Source organism: Microcoleus sp. S36b_A4, from assembly GCF_036700645.1.
In the GTDB taxonomy this organism is placed as follows: Bacteria; Cyanobacteriota; Cyanobacteriia; order Cyanobacteriales; family Microcoleaceae; genus Microcoleus.
In genome coordinates this window covers 1-23,594 of sequence record NZ_JAUBPI010000035.1, presented here as the reverse complement: position 1 = coordinate 23,594, position 23,594 = coordinate 1, and the positions used below count along the sequence as shown (strand labels likewise).

At 45.1% G+C, this 23,594-nt stretch carries 24 protein-coding genes and 2 riboswitches; of the genes, 19 read left to right on the top strand and 5 right to left on the bottom strand.

The window, feature by feature from the left end; translation table 11 throughout:
* Window positions 1–179: 179 nt before the first annotated feature.
* The 4 genes from folK (at window position 180) to QUA03_RS13695 (ending at window position 3,729) form a co-directional block, all read left to right on the top strand.
* The gene (folK, locus tag QUA03_RS13710) at window positions 180–668 is read left to right on the top strand and encodes a 2-amino-4-hydroxy-6-hydroxymethyldihydropteridine diphosphokinase (protein ID WP_333212817.1); all 489 of its coding nucleotides are present in this window, start codon (window positions 180–182) and stop codon (window positions 666–668) included.
* A 163-nt stretch (window positions 669–831) separates the two neighbouring features.
* The gene (locus QUA03_RS13705) at window positions 832–1,380 is read left to right on the top strand and encodes an NUDIX hydrolase (protein WP_333136399.1); all 549 of its coding nucleotides are present in this window, start codon (window positions 832–834) and stop codon (window positions 1,378–1,380) included.
* 135 nt (window positions 1,381–1,515) lie between these two features.
* The gene (locus tag QUA03_RS13700; protein ID WP_333212872.1) at window positions 1,516–2,967 is read left to right on the top strand and encodes an FAD-binding domain-containing protein; all 1,452 of its coding nucleotides are present in this window, start codon (window positions 1,516–1,518) and stop codon (window positions 2,965–2,967) included.
* A 114-nt stretch (window positions 2,968–3,081) separates the two neighbouring features.
* Entirely contained in the window at window positions 3,082–3,729 is a 648-nt protein-coding gene (locus tag QUA03_RS13695) for a Uma2 family endonuclease (protein WP_333212816.1), read from the top strand.
* Between the two features lie 102 nt (window positions 3,730–3,831).
* On the opposite strand, the gene QUA03_RS13690 is transcribed toward QUA03_RS13695, so the two are convergent.
* On the bottom strand, window positions 3,832–4,281 hold the full coding sequence (locus QUA03_RS13690; RefSeq protein WP_333085546.1) for a hypothetical protein: 450 nt from the start codon (window positions 4,279–4,281) through the stop codon (window positions 3,832–3,834).
* Between the two features lie 97 nt (window positions 4,282–4,378).
* On the opposite strand from QUA03_RS13690, the gene QUA03_RS13685 reads away from it, so the two are divergent.
* From QUA03_RS13685 to QUA03_RS13675, 3 genes are read left to right on the top strand one after another with little or no spacing between them, the layout of a single operon-like run.
* Entirely contained in the window at window positions 4,379–4,705 is a 327-nt protein-coding gene (locus tag QUA03_RS13685) for a hypothetical protein (protein ID WP_333212814.1), read from the top strand.
* Window positions 4,706–4,720: 15 nt separating this feature from the next.
* Window positions 4,721–6,853 (top strand): pentapeptide repeat-containing protein, encoded by a 2,133-nt coding sequence (locus QUA03_RS13680; protein WP_333212812.1) that lies wholly within the window; start codon window positions 4,721–4,723, stop codon window positions 6,851–6,853.
* A 57-nt stretch (window positions 6,854–6,910) separates the two neighbouring features.
* Window positions 6,911–7,243, top strand: a complete 333-nt coding sequence (locus QUA03_RS13675; protein ID WP_333212810.1) for a DUF2834 domain-containing protein — start codon at window positions 6,911–6,913, stop codon at window positions 7,241–7,243.
* Between the two features lie 439 nt (window positions 7,244–7,682).
* Here QUA03_RS13675 and QUA03_RS13670 read toward each other — a convergent pair whose 3' ends face one another.
* The 3 genes from QUA03_RS13670 to QUA03_RS13660 form a co-directional block, all read right to left on the bottom strand.
* A complete protein-coding gene (locus QUA03_RS13670) occupies window positions 7,683–9,263 on the bottom strand; it encodes an FAD-dependent oxidoreductase (protein WP_333212808.1) in 1,581 nt (526 codons plus the stop codon).
* A gap of 3 nt (window positions 9,264–9,266) precedes the next feature.
* A complete protein-coding gene (locus QUA03_RS13665; RefSeq protein ID WP_333212806.1) occupies window positions 9,267–9,416 on the bottom strand; it encodes a hypothetical protein in 150 nt (49 codons plus the stop codon).
* Window positions 9,417–9,505: 89 nt separating this feature from the next.
* On the bottom strand, window positions 9,506–10,267 hold the full coding sequence (locus QUA03_RS13660) for a Uma2 family endonuclease (RefSeq protein WP_333212804.1): 762 nt from the start codon (window positions 10,265–10,267) through the stop codon (window positions 9,506–9,508).
* 174 nt (window positions 10,268–10,441) lie between these two features.
* A riboswitch (cobalamin riboswitch) is annotated at window positions 10,442–10,588 on the top strand.
* Window positions 10,589–10,649: 61 nt separating this feature from the next.
* On the opposite strand from QUA03_RS13660, the gene QUA03_RS13655 reads away from it, so the two are divergent.
* The 12 genes from QUA03_RS13655 (at window position 10,650) to QUA03_RS13600 (ending at window position 23,188) form a co-directional block, all read left to right on the top strand.
* A complete protein-coding gene (locus tag QUA03_RS13655; protein ID WP_333212870.1) occupies window positions 10,650–11,366 on the top strand; it encodes an energy-coupling factor ABC transporter permease in 717 nt (238 codons plus the stop codon).
* Between the two features lie 6 nt (window positions 11,367–11,372).
* Window positions 11,373–11,705, top strand: a complete 333-nt coding sequence (locus tag QUA03_RS13650) for an energy-coupling factor ABC transporter substrate-binding protein (RefSeq protein ID WP_333212802.1) — start codon at window positions 11,373–11,375, stop codon at window positions 11,703–11,705.
* A complete protein-coding gene (gene cbiQ / locus QUA03_RS13645; protein WP_333212800.1) occupies window positions 11,702–12,502 on the top strand; it encodes a cobalt ECF transporter T component CbiQ in 801 nt (266 codons plus the stop codon). Before QUA03_RS13650 ends, cbiQ begins: the two co-directional genes overlap by 4 nt.
* A gap of 243 nt (window positions 12,503–12,745) precedes the next feature.
* A complete protein-coding gene (locus tag QUA03_RS13640; RefSeq protein WP_333212798.1) occupies window positions 12,746–13,816 on the top strand; it encodes a DUF2207 domain-containing protein in 1,071 nt (356 codons plus the stop codon).
* Between the two features lie 400 nt (window positions 13,817–14,216).
* On the top strand, window positions 14,217–16,310 hold the full coding sequence (locus QUA03_RS13635; protein ID WP_333212797.1) for an SPFH domain-containing protein: 2,094 nt from the start codon (window positions 14,217–14,219) through the stop codon (window positions 16,308–16,310).
* Window positions 16,311–16,647: 337 nt separating this feature from the next.
* On the top strand, window positions 16,648–17,493 hold the full coding sequence (locus QUA03_RS13630) for a M48 family metalloprotease (protein ID WP_333212795.1): 846 nt from the start codon (window positions 16,648–16,650) through the stop codon (window positions 17,491–17,493).
* 105 nt (window positions 17,494–17,598) lie between these two features.
* Window positions 17,599–17,985, top strand: a complete 387-nt coding sequence (locus QUA03_RS13625; RefSeq protein WP_333212793.1) for a DUF1523 family protein — start codon at window positions 17,599–17,601, stop codon at window positions 17,983–17,985.
* A 283-nt stretch (window positions 17,986–18,268) separates the two neighbouring features.
* The gene (locus QUA03_RS13620) at window positions 18,269–19,717 is read left to right on the top strand and encodes an ABC transporter substrate-binding protein (protein WP_333212791.1); all 1,449 of its coding nucleotides are present in this window, start codon (window positions 18,269–18,271) and stop codon (window positions 19,715–19,717) included.
* Between the two features lie 248 nt (window positions 19,718–19,965).
* Window positions 19,966–20,544: a Uma2 family endonuclease gene (locus tag QUA03_RS13615; RefSeq protein WP_333212789.1), complete on the top strand. Its 579-nt coding sequence runs from the start codon at window positions 19,966–19,968 to the stop codon at window positions 20,542–20,544.
* A gap of 38 nt (window positions 20,545–20,582) precedes the next feature.
* A riboswitch (cobalamin riboswitch) is annotated at window positions 20,583–20,727 on the top strand.
* 157 nt (window positions 20,728–20,884) lie between these two features.
* Window positions 20,885–21,325: a hypothetical protein gene (locus QUA03_RS13610; RefSeq protein WP_333212786.1), complete on the top strand. Its 441-nt coding sequence runs from the start codon at window positions 20,885–20,887 to the stop codon at window positions 21,323–21,325.
* A 19-nt stretch (window positions 21,326–21,344) separates the two neighbouring features.
* Window positions 21,345–22,211, top strand: a complete 867-nt coding sequence (locus QUA03_RS13605; RefSeq protein ID WP_333212784.1) for a methyltransferase domain-containing protein — start codon at window positions 21,345–21,347, stop codon at window positions 22,209–22,211.
* Between the two features lie 128 nt (window positions 22,212–22,339).
* The gene (locus QUA03_RS13600; RefSeq protein ID WP_333212782.1) at window positions 22,340–23,188 is read left to right on the top strand and encodes an ABC transporter ATP-binding protein; all 849 of its coding nucleotides are present in this window, start codon (window positions 22,340–22,342) and stop codon (window positions 23,186–23,188) included.
* Window positions 23,189–23,191: 3 nt separating this feature from the next.
* On the opposite strand, the gene QUA03_RS13595 is transcribed toward QUA03_RS13600, so the two are convergent.
* On the bottom strand, window positions 23,192–23,512 hold the full coding sequence (locus QUA03_RS13595) for a dihydrofolate reductase family protein (RefSeq protein WP_333212780.1): 321 nt from the start codon (window positions 23,510–23,512) through the stop codon (window positions 23,192–23,194).
* Window positions 23,513–23,594: the final 82 nt, after the last annotated feature.

Here is a 23,594-nt window from a genome sequence, read left to right as displayed (position 1 = left end):
TGTCCTGTAGGCTCAATTTACCACCAAAAATTAGGCTTTTAGGGTCTGGTTTTACTCGAAATATTTGTCGGTAGTAAAGGATATCGCTCAAGCAGCCCCCGCATTACTCTTCTTCCTTCTTCCTTCTTCCTGACATCCGTTACATCCGTTACACAATCCGTTGCCGAACCTTCTTCTTTATGAAATCAACAAAATGTGCGATCGCCCTTGGTAGCAACTTAGGCGACTCCCTCGCCACACTCAAAAGCGCGATCGTAACCCTCAACAACACCCCAGGAATAGCAGTAAAATCTCATTCAAGCTGGTATCAAACCGCCCCCGTTGGCCCGCCGCAACCCGATTACATCAACGCTTGCGCCATCCTAGAAGTTGCTTTAGAACCCGAACAATTGCTAGCAAAATTATTAGAAATTGAAATAAAATTTAATCGAATTCGCCGAGAAAAATGGGGGCCAAGAACCCTAGACCTAGATTTGCTGCTGTACGACAATTTAGTCCTAGAAACTCCGACACTGACTCTACCTCATCCCCGGATGACCGAAAGAGCTTTTGTATTAGTACCTTTAGCAGAAATTGCTCCGGATTGGGTGCATCCGGTGACGAAAAATGCGATCGTCCAACTCCTGCAAACCGCAGACTGTTCCGGAGTGCAAAAATTTCCTTTGTAAAAATGGAGCAAAATTCACGGATCGTACCAGTAAAAAAATGCAACCGTAGGTAAGCTCCCAACTGTGATAATTATCAGTCATTCCCCATCTAAAATCTAAAATCCTATGATATCGCCTATGATGTCTTAAATCGGTGCACTCAAACATTATTCGCTTGTCGCTTATGTCGATCGGTCAAGAACTACCCCAACTCCTCAAACAACGCCTATTTTACCAAGGGCGCAAATTTAATTTTGACGTGGCTACCCTCCGTCTTCCCAACGGTTCCGAAGGCGAGTGGGAATGTATTCGCCACCCAGGCGGAGCACTGGCAGTTCCCGTCACACCCGAAGGTAAACTCGTCTTGGTGCGACAATACCGCTTTGCCACAAAAGGGCGAATTTTAGAATTTCCCGCTGGTACGGTAGAAATCAATGAAAGCCCCGCCGAAACTATCAAACGCGAAATCGAAGAAGAAACCGGATATCGCGCTGGAAAATGGCAGAACTTAGGGCAATTTTTTCTCGCCCCCGGTTATTCTGACGAAATCATTTATGCTTTCTTAGCCCAAGATTTGGAAAAACTGGAAAAGCCGCCAGCACAAGACGATGATGAAGACATTGAAACAGTTTTATTCACCCCTGAAGAATTAGAAAAAGCTATTTTAGCTGGGGAACCAATTGACGCAAAATCCATTTCTAGCTTTTTCTTAGCCCGTCCATTTTTGACTTAAATAGGACTGACAGACAAACCCGGTTTCTTATAAAAATCCTGCGTCAAACCGATAAAAGTTAACTTAGAAACCGGGTTGTTGAACCCTCTTGTGTCCAGGACTGTAAAATCTAAAATCTAAAATCGAATGTCCGATATATCCAATCTCATTTTATTTTGGCACCGCCGCGACTTGCGTATTTCTGACAACATCGGACTGGCAGCAGCGCGCCAGCAAAGCCCGAAAGTTGTCGGAATTTTTTGTCTCGATCGCAATATCCTAAATCGCGATGACGTAGCGCCAGCTAGAGTCACCTACATGATCGGCTGCTTGCAAAAACTCTCCTCGCGTTACAGGGAAGCAGGCAGCCAATTGCTGATAATTCAAGATGATCCGATCCTAGGAATACCAAGATTAGCAACAGCTATAAATGCTCAAGCAGTATTTTGGAACTGGGATGTAGAACCCTACGCAAAACAGCGCGATCAGTCCGTATCAAACGCCCTCCAACAAGCAGGAATTCAAGTTCAAAATTTCTGGGATCAACTGCTGCACGCCCCAGATGAAATTCGCAGCGGTACAGGGACTCCCTACACAGTTTATACACCATTTTGGAAAAAATGGAACAGTAAACCTAAAGCTCAACCAGTAGAGACACTGCCGATAACTTATCTGGAATTAATGACCGGCTTAACCGCCGAAGAACAAGCAATCGCCAACCAAGCAGGTGCAATGGAAACAGTGCCAACAGCGTTGAGTTTGGGATTTATTTGGGAAAATCCATTAGTAATAGAACCCGGAGAAGATGCAGCGCAACAAAAATTAGAAGAATTTTGCGATCGGGCAATTTACCAATATCAAGAACAGCGCAATTTCCCCGCCATTAACGGCACATCCCAACTCAGCGCAGCCCTCAAATTTGGTGCAATTGGCATCCGCACTGTTTGGCAAGCTACCCAGATAGTAATGGACACTTGCCGCAGCGAAGAAGCGTGTACAAGCATCCGCACTTGGCAACAGGAAATAGCGTGGCGGGAATTTTATCAACACGCCATGTATAATTTCCCAGAAGTAGCAGACGGCCCCTACCGTCAAGCATTCAAAGACTTTCCTTGGGAGAATGATGAAACACTTTTTCAAGCTTGGTGTAAAGGCAAAACAGGGTATCCTATTATCGATGCAGCAATGCGACAGTTAAACCAGACAGGTTGGATGCACAATCGCTGCCGCATGATAGTCGCCAGTTTCCTGACCAAAGATTTAATTATTAACTGGCAGTGGGGTGAAAAATACTTCATGCAAAAATTAATAGATGCCGACCTTTCTGCTAATAACGGCGGCTGGCAGTGGAGCGCATCGAGCGGTATGGACCCGAAACCTTTGCGAATATTTAATCCCGCGAGTCAAGCTCAGAAATTTGACCCGGAGGGGGAATATATTCGGCACTGGGTTCCAGAATTGCGCCGTGTTGATACTAAAGTTTTGCTAACAGGAAATATTTCGTCTTTAGAACGCAGACTTCTTCATTATCCCTCTCCGATCGTAGATCACAACGAGCAGCAGCGCAAGTTTAAGGAACTGTACACGCAGCAAAAAAACGCAGATTAGACAGCTCGATTTTTGGCTATAGTTAACAGTAAATTAAGTTGAGATAGCGCTGTCAACCCCTCAAGTTAAAAGATGGTATCAGTTATAATAAACTTAAATAAATCGGAGGTTGAAATGGTAACGCTGCAATTAAGACAAATCAGTGTACCCCCAGGACATAGAGTGCTGTTCAATGATGTCAACTGGCAGGAATTTGAAGCAATTTTAGAAGAGTTGGGAGAACACCGTGGGTCTAGAATAGCTTACAGTCAAGGAACTTTGGAGATTAGGATGCCACTACCAGAACATGAGAAAGCTAAAATCATTATTAGCTATTTAGTTAAAATTCTGTTTGAGGAACTAGAAATCGACTTTGAACCATTTGGTTCGACGACTTTCCAGCGAAAAAGTATGTTACAAGGAATTGAGCCTGATGAATGTTTTTACATTCAGAATCACGCTCTAATGATTGGCAAAAAGCGGATAGACTTAACTGTCGATCCGCCACCTGACTTAGCAATTGAAGTCGATCTAACTTCCAAAACTCAACTCGATGCTTACGAAGCTTTGGGAGTACCTGAAATCTGGCGCTATGAAAATAACAAGCTTCAGATTAATGTGCTTCAAGATGGGAAATATGTTGAATCGGAAATTAGTCCAACTTTTCCCAATCTGCCAATTATTGAAGCTATTTCTCAATATTGCGAACAAAGCCAAACAGTGGGCACGAGTCCAACTCTCAGATTGTTTCGGAAGTGGGTTAGAGAACAAATACAAAATTGATATGAAATGGCTATTCCACGCACGGGCTGTTAGAAATCCGGCTTATTTACGATCGCCAAAAAGCCATTTTCTCACAGCAAGCGTCCTAATTCCGTTGTATTTTTAATTTCGCTTTTGGGAAATAGAGAGAGAGTAAGGGTGTTGACCTTGAGCTCGATCGCCCACAAAAATAACATAAGTCCCCTTGTCCCCATAACCGGAAAATTCTACATTCCCCGCCGCAGCATTCGCCGGCAGGACGCAGAAACGCCCCCTCGGCCCCTGAATCATCAAACTCGGAGCTCCAGCGGTTTGTACTGCAATCCGCCAGTAAGGCAAATCCTGCGTTACTTCAATGACGTGGTTCGGCCCTTGAGAGACAAAACCGCAGTCGCCGCTATTGTTCGGGCCGCCGGAAACTCCAGAAACTCCCAGCGGTTCGGGAAATCCGGGAGCAATTTGTAGCGGTTGGCTCCGAACAGCACCCGCATCCGCTAAAATCATTGCCAAGGCTAGGGTCACGATCGAGCTAAACCACAGTTTGCCGCGATCGCCCAGGTAATGGATCTTCATGTTTCCTCACACAATGGCATTTGGTTCTAGTTCTTTGACGGTAGGGGATAATGGCGGTTCCAAACACATTAATCTAAAATAACTTCGGAATTTTTTTATGAATCCTCAAAATAATTTCAATTGGCAGCAAGCGTTGGGAGAACTAAAAGCTAAAGTAGAACGATCGCCACTCATCACACAAAATCCAGACAGCTATCAAGCCGTCGGAACCTTCTACAATCAATTACTGGACAATTTTCAAAGACTCCCCAAACCTGGGCAGGTGGCAGCCTTTGCCGTCGGAGCGATAATTGTCCTGACAGTCTTCAATAGCATCGTACAGCTAATTTCAGCGCTGATGACTCTTGCCGTTCTCGGAGTGCTAATCTACATAGCGTATAAATTGGCAATTTCCCCCCAGTCCTCAAATACTAACGACAAATAATAGGAATTTCTAAATATGGCTAACCCCACCGCGCCCAGCGGCATCAATCAACCCGATCCGTCTTGGCAAACACAATCCAAGCAAATGCCACTGCTGGTTCGCAGGTGCGGCGCTTGGGCAGTGGAAATTTCGTTAATTGCGGCCAGCGCCCTCGTTCCCTTCAGTATCGGGGCATTAGTCAACAATGAATCTCAAACCGTGCCGCTCAATTCCTCCATAGCAGCAGCATCCGAAACCGTCGCCCGTACCTTGGGCATACCCGTGCGCGATCGCAGCCCCAGAGTCGCACCCCTAACTAATCTATTCTGGTCAGGGGCACTGCTGGCACCGGCAGTTTTAGCGGGGTGGCAACTGTTTTTGCTCGCCAGAACAGGTCAAACTCTCCCCAAACGCTGGTTCGGCGTCAAAGTTGTCACAGCGTCGGGTACTCCTCCGGGTTTTGGACCCGTGCTAATTCGCGAAAGTTTGGGGCGCTGGGGAGTGCCTCTGGGCGTCGCTTACGCCATTTGGCGCTTGAGCGGTGCGTTTCCTGATTTGCTGATTTTAGGGGGGCTGAGCGGCTTGGCAGTGCTCGCAGACGGGGCGGTTGCATGGCGTTACAAACGGCAAGCGGGACACGATCGCCTCGCGAATACTTTGGTGGTCAATGCTCGATCAAATCAACTGTCTGCCGATCCTGTCAAGAGTCCAGATTGGACGGAGGAAGACGCGCAGATTGCGGCTTTGGTGGTGACTCCACAAAGCGGCCTGAAAACAAATGCCAGTTTGTGGAATTGGATGCGCCAACACCCAGGCACAACTTTAGTGATAGTTACCGTCGGCAGCGCGGGATTGATTTTAACTTTGTTTGTCGGCACTCTCATCTACACTCAAAGTCAAGCAAATTTGCGGGATTCCCGGCAGCGGAACGACGAATTATTTGTAGCTTTAGTCAGCAAATTGTCTCCCACATCGGCTAGCGGGGCATCCGGCAGGCGATCGGCTATTTTGGCTTTGGGGGCCGTGGAAGACTCCCGCGCCGTACCCCTGCTAGCGGATTTGCTAGCTCAAGAAGACAACCGCGCCATGCTGGACGCGATCCAGCAAGCTTTAGTCAGTAGCGGGCCGAAAGCTTTGCCTGAGTTGCAACGGTTGAATCAAGCCCTGAGTAACGATCTCGATTCCCTGCGCTTTGGCGGCAAGGCCCCGGAACGCGAGTTAGCGGCCGCCCGCCAGCGAACAGTACAAAGGGCGATCGGCAAAATTCTCACAGTGTATAGCAGCCAGCTCAACGGCGCGGATCTCAGCCGCACCGATTTAGCTCAAAGTCCTGCCGGCCCGTCTCAGTTTACTTTAGTTTTAAACAAAGTTGACTTGTCGGGAATTAAGTTGAGAAATGCCAATTTAACCAATGCCAGCTTGCAGGGAGCTCGCTTTTACGGCACCGGCGAAGACAGGCGTCCGGGTACATTTGACGATTGGATTTCTGACTTGAGTGGCGCTAATTTGGAAGGAGTAAATTTGGTCGGGGCATCTTTGAACAGTGCTGTAATGAACCGCACTACTTTTGTGCGCGCTGTCATGAACAAAGCTAATTTGTCAAACGGCAATTTGAATTCAGCTAATTTCAGCAGTGCTATTTTAATTGGAGCAAATTTACAGGAAGCACTGTTAAAAAATGCAAGTTTTACCGGGGCAGATATAGGAAGCGCGAATTTGTCGCGAGCGGATTTGTCAGGCGCGCGTTTGGCAAAAGTGAAGGCTCAAGGTGCTCAGTTGTCCTTGACAAATTTGTCTAAATCGGAATGGCAAGGTGCTGATTTGTCCGGTGCTGATTTGAGCGGCGCCAACTTACAAAAGGCAGATTTGACTTCGACTAAACTCGCCAACGTGAATTTAAAAGATGCTCAGTTGCAAGATGCGAATTTTCGGAATGCGGAGGTGAGTTCGGTTGATTTTAGGGGCGCGAATTTAGCTAGAGCAGATTTTAAAGGCGCTGTGTTTCTGGGTAAGGCAGCTTCGGATCAATTTATTCAAAATCCGACTGGTAGTAAATCCGGTCGATTCCTAGGAGTTGATTTTGCGGAAGCTAAAAATTTAGATAAAACTCAAATTGCTTACATTTGTTTGCAGGGGGGAATTCATCCGAAGTGCCCGCAGAAGAAGTAAGGATTGGTTGTTAGCGAGTAGGGTAATACAGTCGCTCAAAGAACAGGTAGGGTAATTATGAGCGTTAAGCGAACCATTTATCTCATCTTAGCAATTTTGGGGCTGGTGCTGCCTTGGTACTATAACTTGCAGTTTTTTAGCAATGCTGGCTTGCTGGACTTTGTAAAGGAGAGTTCGGCTAATCTGGCTGCGAAATCGGTAAGTTTAGATTTGTTTATCGCAACTGTAGCAGGAAGCACTTGGATGTACGCTGAGTCAAAACGATTGGATATAAGTTTTGTAGGGCTGTACCTACTTCTAGGTGTGCTTGTTTCGTTTTCCTGTGCTTTCCCGCTTTTCTTGTTTGTGCGGGAAACCAAGCTGGAAAAATCAAGCGAAGTCTCAAGTTGAAAAGTGGTTTCACCGGTTAGTGCCGCGCAGCACAATAATTCGGTGCAGGCGATCGAGCTATTATATAATTTCCGGTAAAATCACCGTTATAGGTTTGTAGTGACGACGGAAGTGCTCAGAATTTTATGCGGATTAAATTCCTCACTACAAACCAACGTGATTGTTGTCGATCGAAGGGACATAATATTAATAGCAATTTCACTCATTTCTTGCTAAAAAATTTTGGGTTGAGTTTCGTTCCACCTGCCCAACCTACTACTGAATTGTTTATTGAAGTTGCTATTAAATCGTTCCCGGTTGCATCGGTATTTGTTCCAATTTCCAAACAGTCCGTTATCCCGAAAGCATAATTTTAGTCAACAGCCAACAGCTAACAGTCAACAGTCAACAGTCAACAGTCAACAGCCAACAGTCATGAGGAGTGCAACCGGAATTTATATTACGCAATAGCATCCGAACTGGCAAGATTCTCAAATTGCGCCAATAGCATTGCCTCACCATTATTTGGAACTCCAAAAATTTTAGGTAACTGGCCTGTTTCAGCGAGAACTTGTCTCACTTCTCGATTAGATACATCAGCTAGATTCTTGTTATTTAGAATGGCATTAACCGCAGCGATACCCACACCTTGACCCACTGCTGCGTTGAATTCCACAATTCTGCCGACAGAACAAGCAAACCCTTCAAATCCAGAACACGGACTGACCACTGCCAAGTTAGGAACGTTTTTAATTAATGCGTGGCGGATGCCAATATTCAAGATAGGCTGTTTAAAACTCAGACTTTTCAACCATCCTACGCTAGTTGCTTTGTCGCGAATACCCGGAATGCCTCCGCGGACATCAAAATGATAGCTAAATGTTGCCAGGGCTTCATTAGCAGGTACGCCACCTAACAGCATTTGTGTGCCAGTTAAAGGTTCTACAACTCCCGTCACATTGCCGGCGTGTCTGATATAAAGTTCTGAGGCATAAGTAACAGAAGTAGCCCCCAAACTCCTCAGCCAACTTGTAATAAATAACATCTCTCTTTGCATATTAGCCGTGGGTTTGCTCCCGCTTCTCGCTAAGGCTTCTGCTTCGCTGGCGGTGACTGCAAATAACAGCGCATTCCACGAAAGTCTATCATTGGGAAGTATTGCTATATTTCCCTCATCTAAAATTACGCCAGTTTCAGGAAAAGATAGTTTTATTCCTCTAAAGGAGTGGTAAGCTACAGACAGAGCCGGGGAGCGAACATCGATGTGATCGTTTCCCGCCCACAGAGTTTTGAGATTGCCTCTAGTGTCGGTCATTTCCAGGCGGAGTTCTCCTGCTAGTTTGGCATCCTTGGCGGCAGCGTGCAGCAAAAATTTTTGACCCTCTGAATCTGCCAGGTTTGTGAAGCGTTTTAGATAAATATAATCGAATTCTTTCAGTGCTCTTGCACTGAGTCCTTGAGTTTCAAAAACGAGGGTGACAGGAAGTTCTGAGTTAGGCAGACCAAATGTTTCAAATCCCTTCAGCTTTCTCACACCGGCAGCTTGAGCTAATTCGGCATTGACAGTGGCATCAATAAATTGCTTGCCGGCATAAACTAGGCCTTGAGAGGTGGTTATACTGACAATTTTTTGACCTTCTTTACTGACTGATTTAATTTCTACTTTGCTGAGGAGATCAGCCCCAGCTTTTACCAGCATTTCTTTCAGCGCTGCACTGGCTTTGCGGGGGTCGAGTGCAATTGCTTTAACGCCGGATTTTTGTAAGAATTCTTTATAGATTGTCGCTGGTGAACCAAAGGTATCTAACTTTAAAGATTGTTGAAGTTCTTCACTAATCTGACTTCTATCTAAATAAGCAAGACCGCCTCTTACCAAATGCCCGCCAATTCCTTCTTGCAAGCTTGCTTTCGACATCAGTAGAATTCGCGGATAACGCTTTGTTCGGCGAAGATATTCTCTGGAGGCAGAGATAACAGCTAGAACTCCTGGAACTTCATCACCAAAACAGATGATATCGTAAGAACGCAGATTCATGACCATTATTTAATAACCTCTGTTGATTTTCATGTTTTCGAGCTCGATCGCAATGTTTGCCGTCCAACTCTCTGTTTTTCCAAAATCTAGCTCGATATTTCCTGATTTTTGCGATAAATATTCACACTTTTCTGGAGGCAGCAACCGGGTTTTTTCCAAAAAATCCTCGGTTGAGGACGATCGAACTCTGTTGAAAAACCCGGTTTCTGAGCGTCTAGAGTCGGTCAGTCTGGTACTCTTGATTGCCATCAGGTCAGATTATCAGGATCTATCCCCAACTCCCGCAATCGCTGAGCTAGTCGATCGGAACGTTGGGCCAATCGATCGGCGCGCTGCGATTCCTGTTGGGCGCGCTGCGATTCCTGTTGGGCGCGCTGCGATTCCTGTTGGGCGCGCTGGACTGATTCTTTCACCTGTTCTTCAGGAGTCAGATAACGTTTTCCATCGGCATCATACCAATACAACCACTCTCTTGTCACTCCAGAATAACTTCCCCTTTCACAACCAATTCCCAAACCAATTTCAGGCATCCAAACTGGATGTCCTGGCTGTAACTCGTACTTCCCATTGACTAACTTGTGTACTTCCAAATGAGGTTTACGACGGCGGCGGGAAGAATAAATGACGTAATAAAGTACGCCTAAAGCTTGATAAGTGTCTAATTTTGTGCTGTATTCCTTGCGATAAGTTGGGGAAACAACTTCTAGGACGAAAAGTGGCATGACATTTTCATCCCACAGCACGTAACTAGGACGCAATTCTTCGTCGTAAAATCGTTCTACTCCTAAACTTAAGAAAGCATCTGGGACAATGGGCGGTTCGTCAGGGTGATGATAAATACCCATATCTATGCCAAAAAACCAGTCCATGCGTTCTGCCCAAAGTATGAGCAATATTGCTTTTAACAACCCTGGTATTAGTTCTTGTAGTTCGTTATCCACAGGCGTTTCATCTGAGTCTGGTAGTTCATCGGCTGAGGGCCAGTGCCTCGGAAATTTGTAATCTAACATGGCGGCTTTCCTCAAAACTCACTAATATTATACCGTTGATTTGTTTGGCAATAGTATTTATTGAACGAACCGCGAAGACGCCAAGGAAGAGAAGAGAAGATGATAGGTAATTTTGACTTATTTAATCTGAATGAATTTTTGTAAAAGATTTGCTGAGACTTACGCGATCGACTAAACTATGTCTAACCAGTCGGTTCTAATGGGGAGCAGCCGTTAGAGGAAACGGGGAAAGTTCGGTGCAAGTCCGGCGCTGTCCCGCAACTGTAATGAGAGTCTTGTCGCTTTCTAAGTCAGGATGCCCGCCGATGTGTTAATTTACATAGTCTCATCTGCGAGGTTCAGCGTGAAGGCCAGAAATCGGAAATTGGTCAGCTTGGGATTGATGGCTGGCTTGAGTTGTTATATTGTCTTGGGTTTAGCAACGCCCGCCGCAGCTATGCACATTTCGGAAGGTTTTTTGCCGGTGCAATGGGCTGCATTTTGGTGGATGGTGGCGTTGCCTTTTTTTGCAGTAGGTTTGCGATCGATTACTCGTATTACAAAAGAACACCCCGAACTTAAACTATTGTTGGCTTTGGCGGGTGCGTTTACTTTTGTGCTTTCTGCTTTAAAAATTCCCTCGGTAACGGGCAGTTGTTCTCACCCAACGGGTACCGGTTTGGGTGCAATTTTGTTCGGCCCTTCGGTGATGGCGGTACTGGGGGCTTTAGTTCTGCTTTTTCAAACGTTACTGTTAGCGCATGGTGGCTTGACAACGCTGGGAGCGAATATGTTTTCGATGGCGATTGTCGGCCCTTTCGCTGCGTATTTTATCTATCAATTGCTGTTGCGAACTGGTAGCCAGCGGGCGGCAATTTTTTGTGCTGCGGCTTTGGCAGATTTACTGACTTATGTGACGACTTCGATTCAATTAGCATTAGCTTTCCCAGCAGCTAGTGGCGGTTTTATGGCTTCGTTTCTCAAGTTTGCTGGCATCTTTGCTATCACTCAAGTACCTCTGGCTATCAGTGAGGGATTGCTGACTCTATTGGTCTGGAACTGGCTGCATTCTTACGGCAAGCCGGAGTTAGAAACTTTGAAATTATTGAGACAGGAGTGAGGCGCCGTGAGTCAAAAAACTACAAAAAATCACCAATCTACTTCGCGACAAAATTGGCTTTTGGCTGGCGCTGTGATTGTTCTGGCAGCGTTTCCTCTCGTTTTTGTGCGGGGTGAATATGGCGGTGCCGATGACCAAGCTAAGAAAGCAATCACCGAAATTAAACCGGGTTATAAACCTTGGTTCAATCACTTGTTTGAACCCGCTAGCAGCGAAATTTCAAGTCTATTGTTTGCGTCTCAAGCGGCGATCGGGGCTGGCGTAGTTGGGTACGTCATTGGGTTGTATAAAGGCCGATCGCAATCTCGGCAGCAGTCTGATCATAAATCGTCGGAATGAACCATCAGATTGATAGTCTGGCTTATACAAATCGCTTGCGGGGGTTGCCGCCATCTCACAAGTTATCCTTTGCGATCGCCCTTTTAATTCTGTCTCTAGTTTCTGGGGCGATGGTCCAATTGTCGATCAGCCTTTGGTTGGCAGTCTGGATCGTCGTCTATGCGGGTATTCCGGGGAAACTGTATTTGCGGTTGCTGTCGCTACCGTTGATGTTTTTGCTGACAAGTTTGCCTGCTTTGGCTATGGGTGCGGTTGCGGGCGATCGTATCCCTGCAATTGGGTGGGATATTTGGCAAGGTTGGGGGATTAGCGTCGGCACTTTTTATCTGTATGTGAGCCGCACTGGAATATACCAAGTGAGCTTGCTATTTGCCCGCGCCTTCGCATCCACAAGTTGTATGTATTTCATCCTCTTGACGGTTCCCTTTACCGAAATCTTGCAGATTCTTAGACAACTACGCTGTCCAGAGTTAGTCACAGAACTGCTATTACTAATGTATCGGTTTATTTTTAGCTTATTGGCGATCGCCGATGAACTTTGGATAGCACAAAACTCGCGCTGTGGCTACCGCACTTGGAAGCGGGGAATGCAGAGTTTAAGCATTTTAATCGGGCAATTGCTTCAGCGAACTTTGGAAAACTACCGTCAAGTTTCCTTGAGTTTAGCCTCGCGAGGCTTTAATGGAGAACTGCGCGTTTGGAATTCTTACCCTTACAAGCCTTCGCGAAGATATATATTTGAAGCTTTGTTTGGGTGTACAGTTTTAACTTGGTTAAACGTGCTATTACAACATTAAACTACTCGTTCCCAGGCTCTGCCTGGTAATGCAGAACCGGAGGCTCTGCCTCCAATTTCCCTTTCGCCACGTGAGGTAGAGCCTCTGGAAATTGGTTCCCAGGCAGAGCTTAGGAACCAGTCAAATTCCCTGCCGCCGGACTTAATATATGACTTTTATGAACATAATTAATGAATTTAATGAATTGACTTCAAAAGAAACCTGTTGAATTATTGTAGTCAACACTTATCTTGTGGAAATCCTATGATAAATCAACGACTCATCAAAAAAATAGTTTTTTTGTTAATGGCTTCATTAAGCCTCTTGTTGGTAACAGTGACTCATGCAGCCGCCCAACAACTACCCTTCTACTGGGATAACATCAACGTCATCATCGACGTTCAGACCAACGGAGATATGTTAGTTACCGAAACGCAAAAATATGTATTCACAGCAGACTACACCAATGAACGATATCGCTATATTCCTTTAGATAAAGTCGATGAAATTAAAGATGTGACCGTTACCGAAAATAATCAAAAAATCGCCAGTACGACCGGGATTGAAAACAATCAACTTTGGATTCGCTGGCAACATCAATTAAAAGCGCCAGAATCACATACTTTTGTTATAAAATATCGAGTAGTAGGTGGATTGCAGCTAGATGGTCAGGATACTCAAGTTTATTGGAAAGCCATTTCATCAGGTCGCAAAGCCCCAATTAATGCCGCAAAAGTTAGAGTAAAATTACCAGAAACTTTGTCAGGTAAAGTTCTGTTTTTTAGGAATTTTGGTACGCCAGCTATTCCTCGCAAAGTAGATGCTAAAACATTGGAATTTGTGGCAAGTCAGCCTGTTCAACCGCTGCAAGAATTAGAAGTGCAGATTGCATTTCCCCAGCAAATTCTCAATGTACCTCAACCTCGCTGGCAACAAGCTGGCAATCAATCTCAATCTTCTTCGGAAGAACAAGTCTTTTTTGACTCTGAGCCTTTTGAATTTTTATTTATGTGCCTTCTTTGGGTGTCTGTTCCTATTTTAGTGATTTTATTAATGACCACAAATGAAATCAAGAATCGAAGCTGCCCTGAGTGCCAAACACTCAAACTCAAACGGACTTATAAAGTTTTGTTTAAGCCTACATATACCCGTGCAGGAAAGCAGGAAGTTACCTGCAAATGTCGAAACTGCTCTTACCATCACAAGTATGAAGTAGTAATGCCAATCTTGAGCAATGACAGTGATGGCGGTGGCGGTGGTGGTGGCGGTGGTGGCGGTGGTGGCGGTGGTGGCGGTGGTGGCGGTGGTGGCGGTGGTGGCGGTGGCGGTGGTTAATATCAACGGGGCTTACGCATCACAAGCAAAGAAACCGGGTTTTTACTGAATCTGCGGGTTATAACCAAGTATTCTCGCCAAAAACCCGGTTTCTGACTACCCGCGCGACCAGGACTATTGTTGATAATTTTCGTATTCTCGTTAGTTTAGCGGGCAGGAATTGAATAAGGGCGATCGCACTTTCTTACAGATTGTACGATCGCTTGTAAATATTGGATGGAAATTCTAGTCACTCATTTTGAGATGAACCAATCGCACTTCCTGCCCAATCATATTCCAAATATGACTTTTATGAACATAATTAATGAATTTAATGAATTGACGTTCAAAGAAATCTATTGAATAGTAATTGTAGTTAACAACTTTTCAGTACATTTGAGCTTAAAACAGGTTAAAAACTATGACTAAATTACGTTGGCTTCCCAAACTTCTACCCCTAGCAGTATCTTTCGCAACCGCGATCGCAGCAGCATCCGCTTTTGCCCCACCAACTTCCGCTCAAACCAATCCGCCGCCGCCAGCCCAGGAAGTTCAACCAGCCCAAGCAGAAGGATTTAGCATTCCGATTTGGATCTATCCCGTAGGAGCAATGTTCCTAGTTTTCATCTTTATACCCAAGATTGGCTGGACTTTGGGATTAATTGCGATCGGCGAACGAGAAGTGGGAATTGTTACTAAGAAATTCTCCCGCAAAAATTTGCCCTCCAATAGATTAATTGCTCTCGATGGCGAAGGAGGTTTGCAAGCAGATACCCTTCCTCCCGGCTGGCATTTTGGTTATTTTCCCTGGCAATATAGCATTCGCAAAGAACCAGTTGTTGTCGTTCCTCAAGATGAAATTGGTTTAATTATTGCCAATGACGGAGCCACCATTCCTTCCGATCGCATTTTAGGCAAAGTCGTCGATTGCGACAATTTTCAAAATGCCCGCAAATTCCTCACCGACGGTGGAGAAAAAGGACGGCAACTAGCCATCATCACCACTGGTACTTATCGGATCAATACGGCTGTATTTGAGGTGATTACTTCAGCTAATGCCGCTGCAAAGGGTATGGAACCTGCGGAACTTCAACTATACAAACTTGCTCCCGATCGCGTGGGAATTGCGAACGTGCTAGACGGGATTCCGATTGATGAAGGTGAAATTGCCGGGCCGATAATTCCCGGTCACGACAATTTCCAAAAAGCGCAATCTTTCATCAAAGGTGGCGGGCGCAGGGGCTTGCAAGAACAGGTGATTTTATCGGGTTCTTGGAATTTGAATCCTTGGTTTGTGCAAGTTGAACAGGTAAAAATGACCGAAGTGCCGATCGGCTATGTAGGTGTAGTAATTTCCTATGTAGGAAAATCGCAGCAAGACGTAAGCGGTGTGGCTTTTACCCACGGCAATCTTGTTAATAAAGGCGATAAAGGTGTGTGGATCGAACCGCTTTATCCAGGCAAACATCCGATCAATACAAAAGTGATGAAAGTAGAACTTGTTCCTACTACCGATGTTGTTTTAAACTTCACATCGCGGTTCAGCGGAGAACACGGCTACGACTCCAAGTTAAGTGCTTTGAAATTGCTTTCTTTTGACGGATTTACGTTTGAGTTAGAAGTTTTTCAAATCATTCATGTCGGTACTTTGGATGCACCGAGAGTGATTTCGCGGCAAGGTTCGATGCAGAATCTGATCGACCAAGTGCTGCGTCCAATTGTGGGCAATTATTTTCGCAACTCCTCTCAAGAATATACAATACTCGATTTCCTGATCGCGCGCAGCCAGCGCCAAGCAGAGGCGGCAGAACACGTTCGTCAAGCCCTGCGGGCCTACGACGTGCAAGCTGTGGACACGCTGATCGGTTTGATTTCGCCACCACCAGAGTTGATGCAAACATTGACCGATCGCAAAATTGCTCAAGAACAAGAAAAAACTTACGACGTACAGCGCATTTCAGAGTCGCAGCGTCAAGAATTGGTGCGCGCAACTGCGATCGCCAACATTCAAAATCAGGTGGTGGCGGCAGAACAAGGGGTGAAAATTGCCCAACTGAGTGCAACTGCTGCGATCGAACACGCAAGCGGTGAAGCAGAAGGAATTCGGCTGATGGGACAAGCAAAAGCGGATGCTTATCAAGTTGGTGTCAACGCTTTGGGTACGCAAAGTTACACGCTGCTGCAATTGATGCAAGCGGTTTCGGATGGTAGCGTTCGCGTTGTTCCCGATGTCACAGTCAATGGTAATGGCGGTAGTGGGGGTTTGTTGGACGGTTTGATGGCAATGTTGCTGCGGAACGAAAACAGTAAAAATGGAGAAAATGGAGCACAATCACCTGTAATTAATGTCAAAAAATCTAAGTCTGTTGTTGTGGAACCTGTGGCCGAATCACCAGTAGTAAATGTGCATTCGCTGGAGTCGCCGGAGTCTCCTAATCATTCACCAGTTGCTCAGTCTGTGGCTGTTGCTGAGATTGATATTGATTCGGCGTTTGGTGAATTGTTAGATATTTGAGCTGAGTGCAATTTGTAGAGAGGACGACTGTCCTCTCTGAAAGCTTTTTGTCAATAAGGACTCTTTGTCCTTTGACTGCGTAAGTCCTATATTTGCTTTTCTCGATATTGCAACAAATTTTCAAAATATGACTTTTATGAACTCGAAGTTCATGAGTTTTATGAAATAAATTAATGAATTATATGAATTGACTTTCACCGGTTGTTTGATTATGTTAACATTATTCACTTAAAAATGAGTAAATATCAAATCACGAAACAGACATTAAACACGCTATTTCTGCGATAAGTCGGGTATTTTGGGAGTTAAAAAAGTAGAAAACTTAGGAGTATCTGAGATGCTGAATCAAATTAAAACAGTTGCTTTGTTAGCTCTGCTGAGCGCTCTGTTAACTACCATTAGCTATGGAGTAATCGGCGGTACAGGTGGTGCGATTATAGGTATTGTCTTGACCGCTGCGATGAATTTCAGTGTGTGGTATTACTCAGATAAAATTGCGCTAGCAACTTACGGTGCTCGACCTGTAACTGCTAGCCGATCGCCGAAAATTTACAGCATGGTGGAAAGACTCTGCCAACGCGCGGGTTTGCCCGTGCCAGCAGTGTACGCGATCGCGACTCCGGCTGCCAATGCTTTTGCGACTGGTCGCGACCCGGAACACGCAGCGATCGCTTTTACTGATGGCATTCTGAATCTGCTGTCAGACGACGAACTCGAAGGGGTGATCGCGCACGAACTCAGCCACATCCAGAAGCGCGACACCCTGACGCAAGCGGTAGCAGCTACGGTTGCAGGTGCAATTTCGCTGTTAGCGCGGATGGCTAGCAATGCTATGTGGTTTGGAGTGGGAGGAGATGATCGCAGCGATCGCAATCCTTTCGGGTTGATTTTAACTGTCATCTTGGCTCCCATTGCTGCTACAGCAATTCAGTTAGCAATTTCGCGCACGCGGGAATTTTCTGCCGATACAAGTGCAGCAAAATTAACTGGAAACCCGCGCGCTTTAGCTAATGCTTTGCAACGCTTAGAAACCAGCGCACGACAAATACCAATTCAAAGCAATCCCGCTTTTGCACCGCTGTTAATTGTAAATTTTTCGGGTGGAGATTGGTATAGAAGTCTATTTTCTACTCACCCTTCCACACAGGCGCGAATTAAAAATTTGTTGAAGTTAGAACAATAATTGCCAAATTTTGAAGGGGACGTTCTGGAGAATATCATTGACTGACAGCACAAATTCAAGCTTGTCATGCAATCAAATCTCATTTTGAATTTATGAGGGTATTTTATGAACCGCAACAATTATTTTCAACGCAGTAACACTAGAGCAAATTTTCTGTCTAATTTGTTTTTTCACAACTCATTGTTAATGTGGGTTGTTGTCTGCAACCTTCCTGTGGCAGTGTTAAACTACACCAACGTGCAAGAACAAGAGGTTCAAGTGATTGATTTGGAAAGTCTGCGCTCCGGCGAGTCCAGCCAACTCCGACTAATTCACACCAACTCCGGCGTGTTTAGGAATTCAGACACGTTTTGGTGGTTCAAATTCAACAGTTCCGACGTTAAAAGTAAGCTCATTCAAGCAAAACAATCTGGTAAAAAAGTGCGGATCAAAACTGTTGGTACCCGCATCCCTTTGTTTTCCCAATATCCGAATATATTGGAAATTTATTGAACTGTTCGGATTGTCTGGTAACACTCATTTTCAACCCGACATACTAACTACTGACTGTTTCAGAAATTTAGGTTCAGATTGTCCCGCCTCTAAATTTTACAGCTAACGCGCGATGAAACTCTTGTGGGCTGGGCATCCTGCCCGCCCTAAAAATAAAAATATGACTTTTATGAACTTAATTAGTGAATTTAATGAATTGACTTTAACAAAAATATCTTGAATACTGATTGTTGTTAACAGCTTTTCTGTAGAGTCTGTATAAATTATATCAGGAGAAAAAGTTATGTCCCAAGAGACTAACCAAAGAAAAAGCCCCCCGCCCATCTTTTTTATTGTTGCTCTCGGCTTAATTGCGTTTGGCGGGTACAAGTTCCTTCCCGGTTTATTGGCATCCAAAAGTTCAGATATATCTACTTCTACTTTTACACCTACATCTGGTGCAAGCCCATCGGGTGCGAGTCCATCGGGAACGATCGCACCCGGAACGATCGCCAATCGTATCAGTTTAGGAAATCAGATATTGGTGACATCCCAAACCACACCAGATAAACAAGCAGGCGTTGAAGCTTTTAAGAACGGAGATTACTCAATTGCGATTCAGAATTTTCAGGCTTCGCTGAAACAAAATCGCAACGACCCGGAAACCCTTATCTATTTGAATAATGCCACAGCCAGCAATAGTTCTGCCGTAAAAATTGCTGTCAGCGTCCCCATTGGTAGCAACCCCAATGTCGCGCAAGAAATCCTCCGAGGTGTCGCCCAAGCTCAGGATGAAGTCAATAATAGCGGTGGCATCAACGGTGCAAAACTGCAAGTAGAAATTGTCAACGATGACAACAGTCCAGAGGTGGTCAGAGATGTTGCAAAAGCATTAACAAACGATGCAAGTATACTAGCAGTAATTGGACACAATGCTAGTAACGCATCTCTCGAAGCTGCTCCGATATATCAGCAAGAAAAACTGGTAATGGTGACACCGACGAGCTTTGCCAATAATCTATCAGGATTTGGTAGCTACATCTTTCGGACAGTACCCAATATTAGCGTCATGGCTGCTCCCCTAGCAGAATATGCAGTCAAAACAGCAGGCAAAACTAATATTGCTATTTGTTACGACTCCCAAGCACCGGATAATATATCATTTAAAGATGAATTTGTGGCAGCTCTTACTGCTGCTGGCGGCAAATTAGTTCCCACTGTTTGCGACTTTTCAATACCATCTTTTAATCCCAACATTGCGATCGCCGATGCTGTCAGCAAAGGAGCACAAGGATTGATGGTAGCCCCCCACGTCGATCGCATTGACCGTGCCATCTCTCTGGCACGCATCAATCAAGGCAAATTGCCACTCTACGGCAGCACAACAATGTACACCTTTCAAAGTTTAAAAGATGGGCAAAAGGACGTTGACGGGCTTGTTTTGCCTGTTCCATGGCATCCTGAAACTAATCCCGGTAGCACTTTTCCACAAAATGCCAGCCGCCGTTGGGGAGGAGTAGTAAATTGGCGAACCGCAATGAGTTTTGATGCGACTCAAACTGTCATCGCAGGCTTGCGGCAAAGCAATACGCGGGAAGGGTTGCAACAAGCACTCAGAAATCCGAGTTTTTCGACACCGGGAGCAAGCGAAGAAGTGAGGTTTTTGCCCACGGGCGATCGGGCTGGTAAGCCGATTTTAGTGCAAGTTAAACAAGGAGGAAGCACTGGCTATAACTTTGTCCCGCTGCGGTAAGTTTGTTAAGTGCGATCGCACGGGCGGGCTCTTCGGCCCAACCCCTACTCCCCACAAGAAAATTCAATCTTTGTGGAACAGGCATCTTGCCTGTTCTTGATGCCAAACTAACGCCCCAACAGAAAATTTCCTCTTTGTGGAACAGGCATCTTGCCTGTTTCTTAGCATGATTAAATTCTCCTTTTATGTTGAATTAGCAGAATTTTCAAGATAAACTGAAATGAGTAGATTAAAGGAGAGCGTTGTGTATGATCGCGCCAGTTGAAACCAAAACCTACACCGCTGAGGAATATCTAGAATTAGAAATCAATTCTCAGGATCGGCATGAATTTATCAATGGGGAGATTGTTCTGATGGCTGGCGGCACACCGGATCACAATGAAATTACCACTAATTTAGTTGTTGCGCTGAAACCGGCATTAAAAGGGAAACCATATCGGACTTTTAGTTCGGATCAGCGGCTTTGGGTTCCGCAGCTTAATAATTATACTTACCCGGATGTGATGGTGGTAGCGCGCCCGATCGAGTTGCAATCTGGACGGACGGATACAATTACCAATCCGCTGCTAATTGCTGAGGTGCTGTCTAAAGGTACCAAAGCTTATGACCGCGATGAAAAGTTTGCTGCTTATCGCAGTATTCCTAGTTTTCAGGAGTATTTATTAATCGACCAATCTCGGCTACAGGTCGAGCAATATTCTAAAACTGATGCGAATAAGTGGATATTTTCGGAATATAGCTGTATGGGCGATCGGCTGAGTTTAACATCTGTTGCTGTGGAAATTTCGCTGGCAGATTTGTATGAAAATATTGAGTTTGGTGAATAGGCGGACGGTTTTTTGTCAAATATCCCAAATAGTGGTAATATCCCCCTATATCGATCGGCTCTGATGGAGAACACCCATCAGACGTAAGGGGGAAAGTTCGGTGCGAATCCGGCGCTGTCCCGCAACTGTAATGAGATCATTGCATCTCTGAGTCAGGATGCCCGCCGATTTGTTTACAATCATGTTTTTCATCTGCGAGGTATGGATGATGGTGAGTTTATTATTTTTTTTATTATTGGATTGGTTTTTTTTTACCGCAGATATAAGCAGATGAACACAGATGAACGCTGATGTAATTGGATCTGTGTTCTGAAGCGTATATTATTTTAATGGAAAACAAATGCGAATTGAAGATAGTGTTTGGCAGGGTAGCTTTGGCTACTGGCAAAACTTGTTTATTCACCAAAATATTTTGCCGATCGGGCATACTGCTTGGAATGGTTTTTTGCATCGAGGACGAGGCTTGGTTGCTTGCAAAATCAATACTCCCATTAATGGCGCGGTGGATTGGAGCGTAGATACTATAAAGTACGATTTGCAATTTATTTCCGACTTGGAGGCAACCGTTTATTTACAGCAACTAGAAATAGACGAAAATACTGTTTCCAATCTGCTGCAAATCATTGCTAGTTATGAGCCCAAGGAAGCAATTATTTTTTTGTCGATCGCCAGCGGTCACATTGATATCAATTTGTTGCAAAAGTTGGCAATTTCTCCTGTTGAGTGCTATGAACAAGTATGCAAGCGCTGGGAAGAATTTCAACTCTGCCCTAAATCCTAAAACTTACTAAATTTTCCGAATGCCGCAGCCAAAATCAATCGAAATTTCCAAAGTAACTCGCTACCAAAATGCAGCGCTTAATTACTATTTGGGTCTGACAGATTCGCCCTACCTTCACTACGGCTATTGGGAAACCCTACCTGTGCCCGCTGACGAACTAACGATCGCACGATTGCGCCTCGCTCAGCAAGCTTATACTGTAAAACTGTTAGATGCTATCCCCAACGGCACTCATACGATACTGGATGTGGGCTGCGGGATTGGTGGCAATGCGGCTTATTTGCTTGATCGAGGTTTTGCAGTGGAAGGGCTCGCACCCGATCCATTCCAACAACAGCGCTTTCTTAAGTGTACGGGCGATCGGGCAATCTTCCACCTCACGAGGTTTGAAGACTTCAAAGCAACCCATTTCTATGATCTTATTCTCTTTAGCGAAAGTAGCCAGTATATGTCGGCTGTTGATATTGCTAACGGTGCCGCCAAAATCCTCAATCAGGGTGGTTACGTTTTGCTGGCTGATATGCTGCGATCTGATGCTAATTATAAAGAGGGAATGTTCTCTAATTGTCATGTGGTTACGGAACTTCATGCAGCATTAAAGCAGGCTGGATTCACTTTAGTAAAAACTGAGGATATTTCCGCTCATATTTTGCCAACAATCGATTTGTATGTCGATACTTTCCGCAGATATGGACTGAATACAATGATCTATGTTGCAGATTTAATTGCGATAACAGTTCCACCCCTCCACAAATTCCTGCGCTGGATATTTCGTCGCTGGTTCAAGAAGCTGGTGGTTGAAGGATTGGAGGCGGGTCAACTTTTTGAGCAGCATCTCTGTTATGAAATTCAACTTTGGCAGTTGTCAAAATCTGATGAAGGGTGACACAAATACAATGGAGATTGGTCTCGGTAATCGGTAATCGGTAATCGGTAATTGGAGGCACAGCCTCCGGGTATTTATTCCCAGGCAGAGCCTGGGAACAAGGCTATAAAAAATAAAAAATAACGAATATGTCTGAATGGATTCTCGAATTCGATCGCACTTCCTACTCCTATCCCTGCGGTTCGCGAGTGGCAATTCAGGGTTTAAATCTAAAAGTCCCCGCTGGCAAACGGTGTGGGCTGATCGGTCAAAATGGCTGTGGCAAAACCACCTTTTTTCTGTTAGCAAATGGCTTGTATCAACCGCAACAGGGAATCATTAGCTGGCAAGGTGAACCCTTTCGCTACGATCGCAAATCTTTGATGCAACTGCGCCAACAAATCGGACTCGTCTTTCAAAATCCCGAACATCAATTAGTAGCTTCGACGGTAGAAGAAGATATTTCCTATGGATTGTACAATTTAGGCTTAAGAGAATCCGAAATTGCTCAACAGGTACAGCAGGCGATCGAGCAATTCGATCTAAGCGAACTCGCCCGCGAACCTATTCACAATCTCAGTTTGGGCCAGAAAAAGCGGGTTTCCATCGCCGATATCATGGTTCTGGAGCCGAAACTGCTGCTGCTAGATGAACCTACCGCCTATCTCGATCCGCGTCACACCCGACAACTGATCGGTTTACTTCAACAAATTCACAGCGCTGGAACTACTATCCTTTTAGCAAGTCACGACCTCGATTTCATCTACCGCTGGGCTGATTGGGTGTTTGTAATGGATCGAGGAAAATTGATTTTAGAAGGAACACCGGAAACCGTTTTTGCTCAGCGGGATGTGTTGGAACAATTGCAGCTTGGCGTACCGCTGGCGATCGAGCTAATGGAGCAAATAAAGGCGATCGTTGAGAGAGATGGTAGCTCAAAAGTCTTTACTTTTGAGCAGTGGCAACAACAGATTTTACAAGCGCGTCGGCTGCTTTAAAGATTAAGCAGTTGTGTCATCCGCCCGCACAGGAACTTCATAGCGCAACTCCGCAAAGGCTTCTCCATGAACCTTCGCGGATAAAAGTCTTAGCGGGGGTGTTGTGATCGTGCGCGGTAGCAACGGTGCTCCGCTACCAAGTGTCACCGATGCAATTGACACAATTACCTCATCAAGCAACCCACGATCGTAAAATTGACCGACCAGATCGCCACCTCCTACAAGCCAAATATTCTTATTTCCTGCCGCCGCGATCATCTCTTGATGGACAGGTAAGACATCCCCTTGCACAAATCGAATATCTGCACCCTCGATCGCAGGCATAGTCCGAGCATTGGTGACAAGTTAAGACTGTAAGTCTTTTGTCAAGAGGCTTTTAGAGAATTGTTGAAAAAAAACTGGTCAG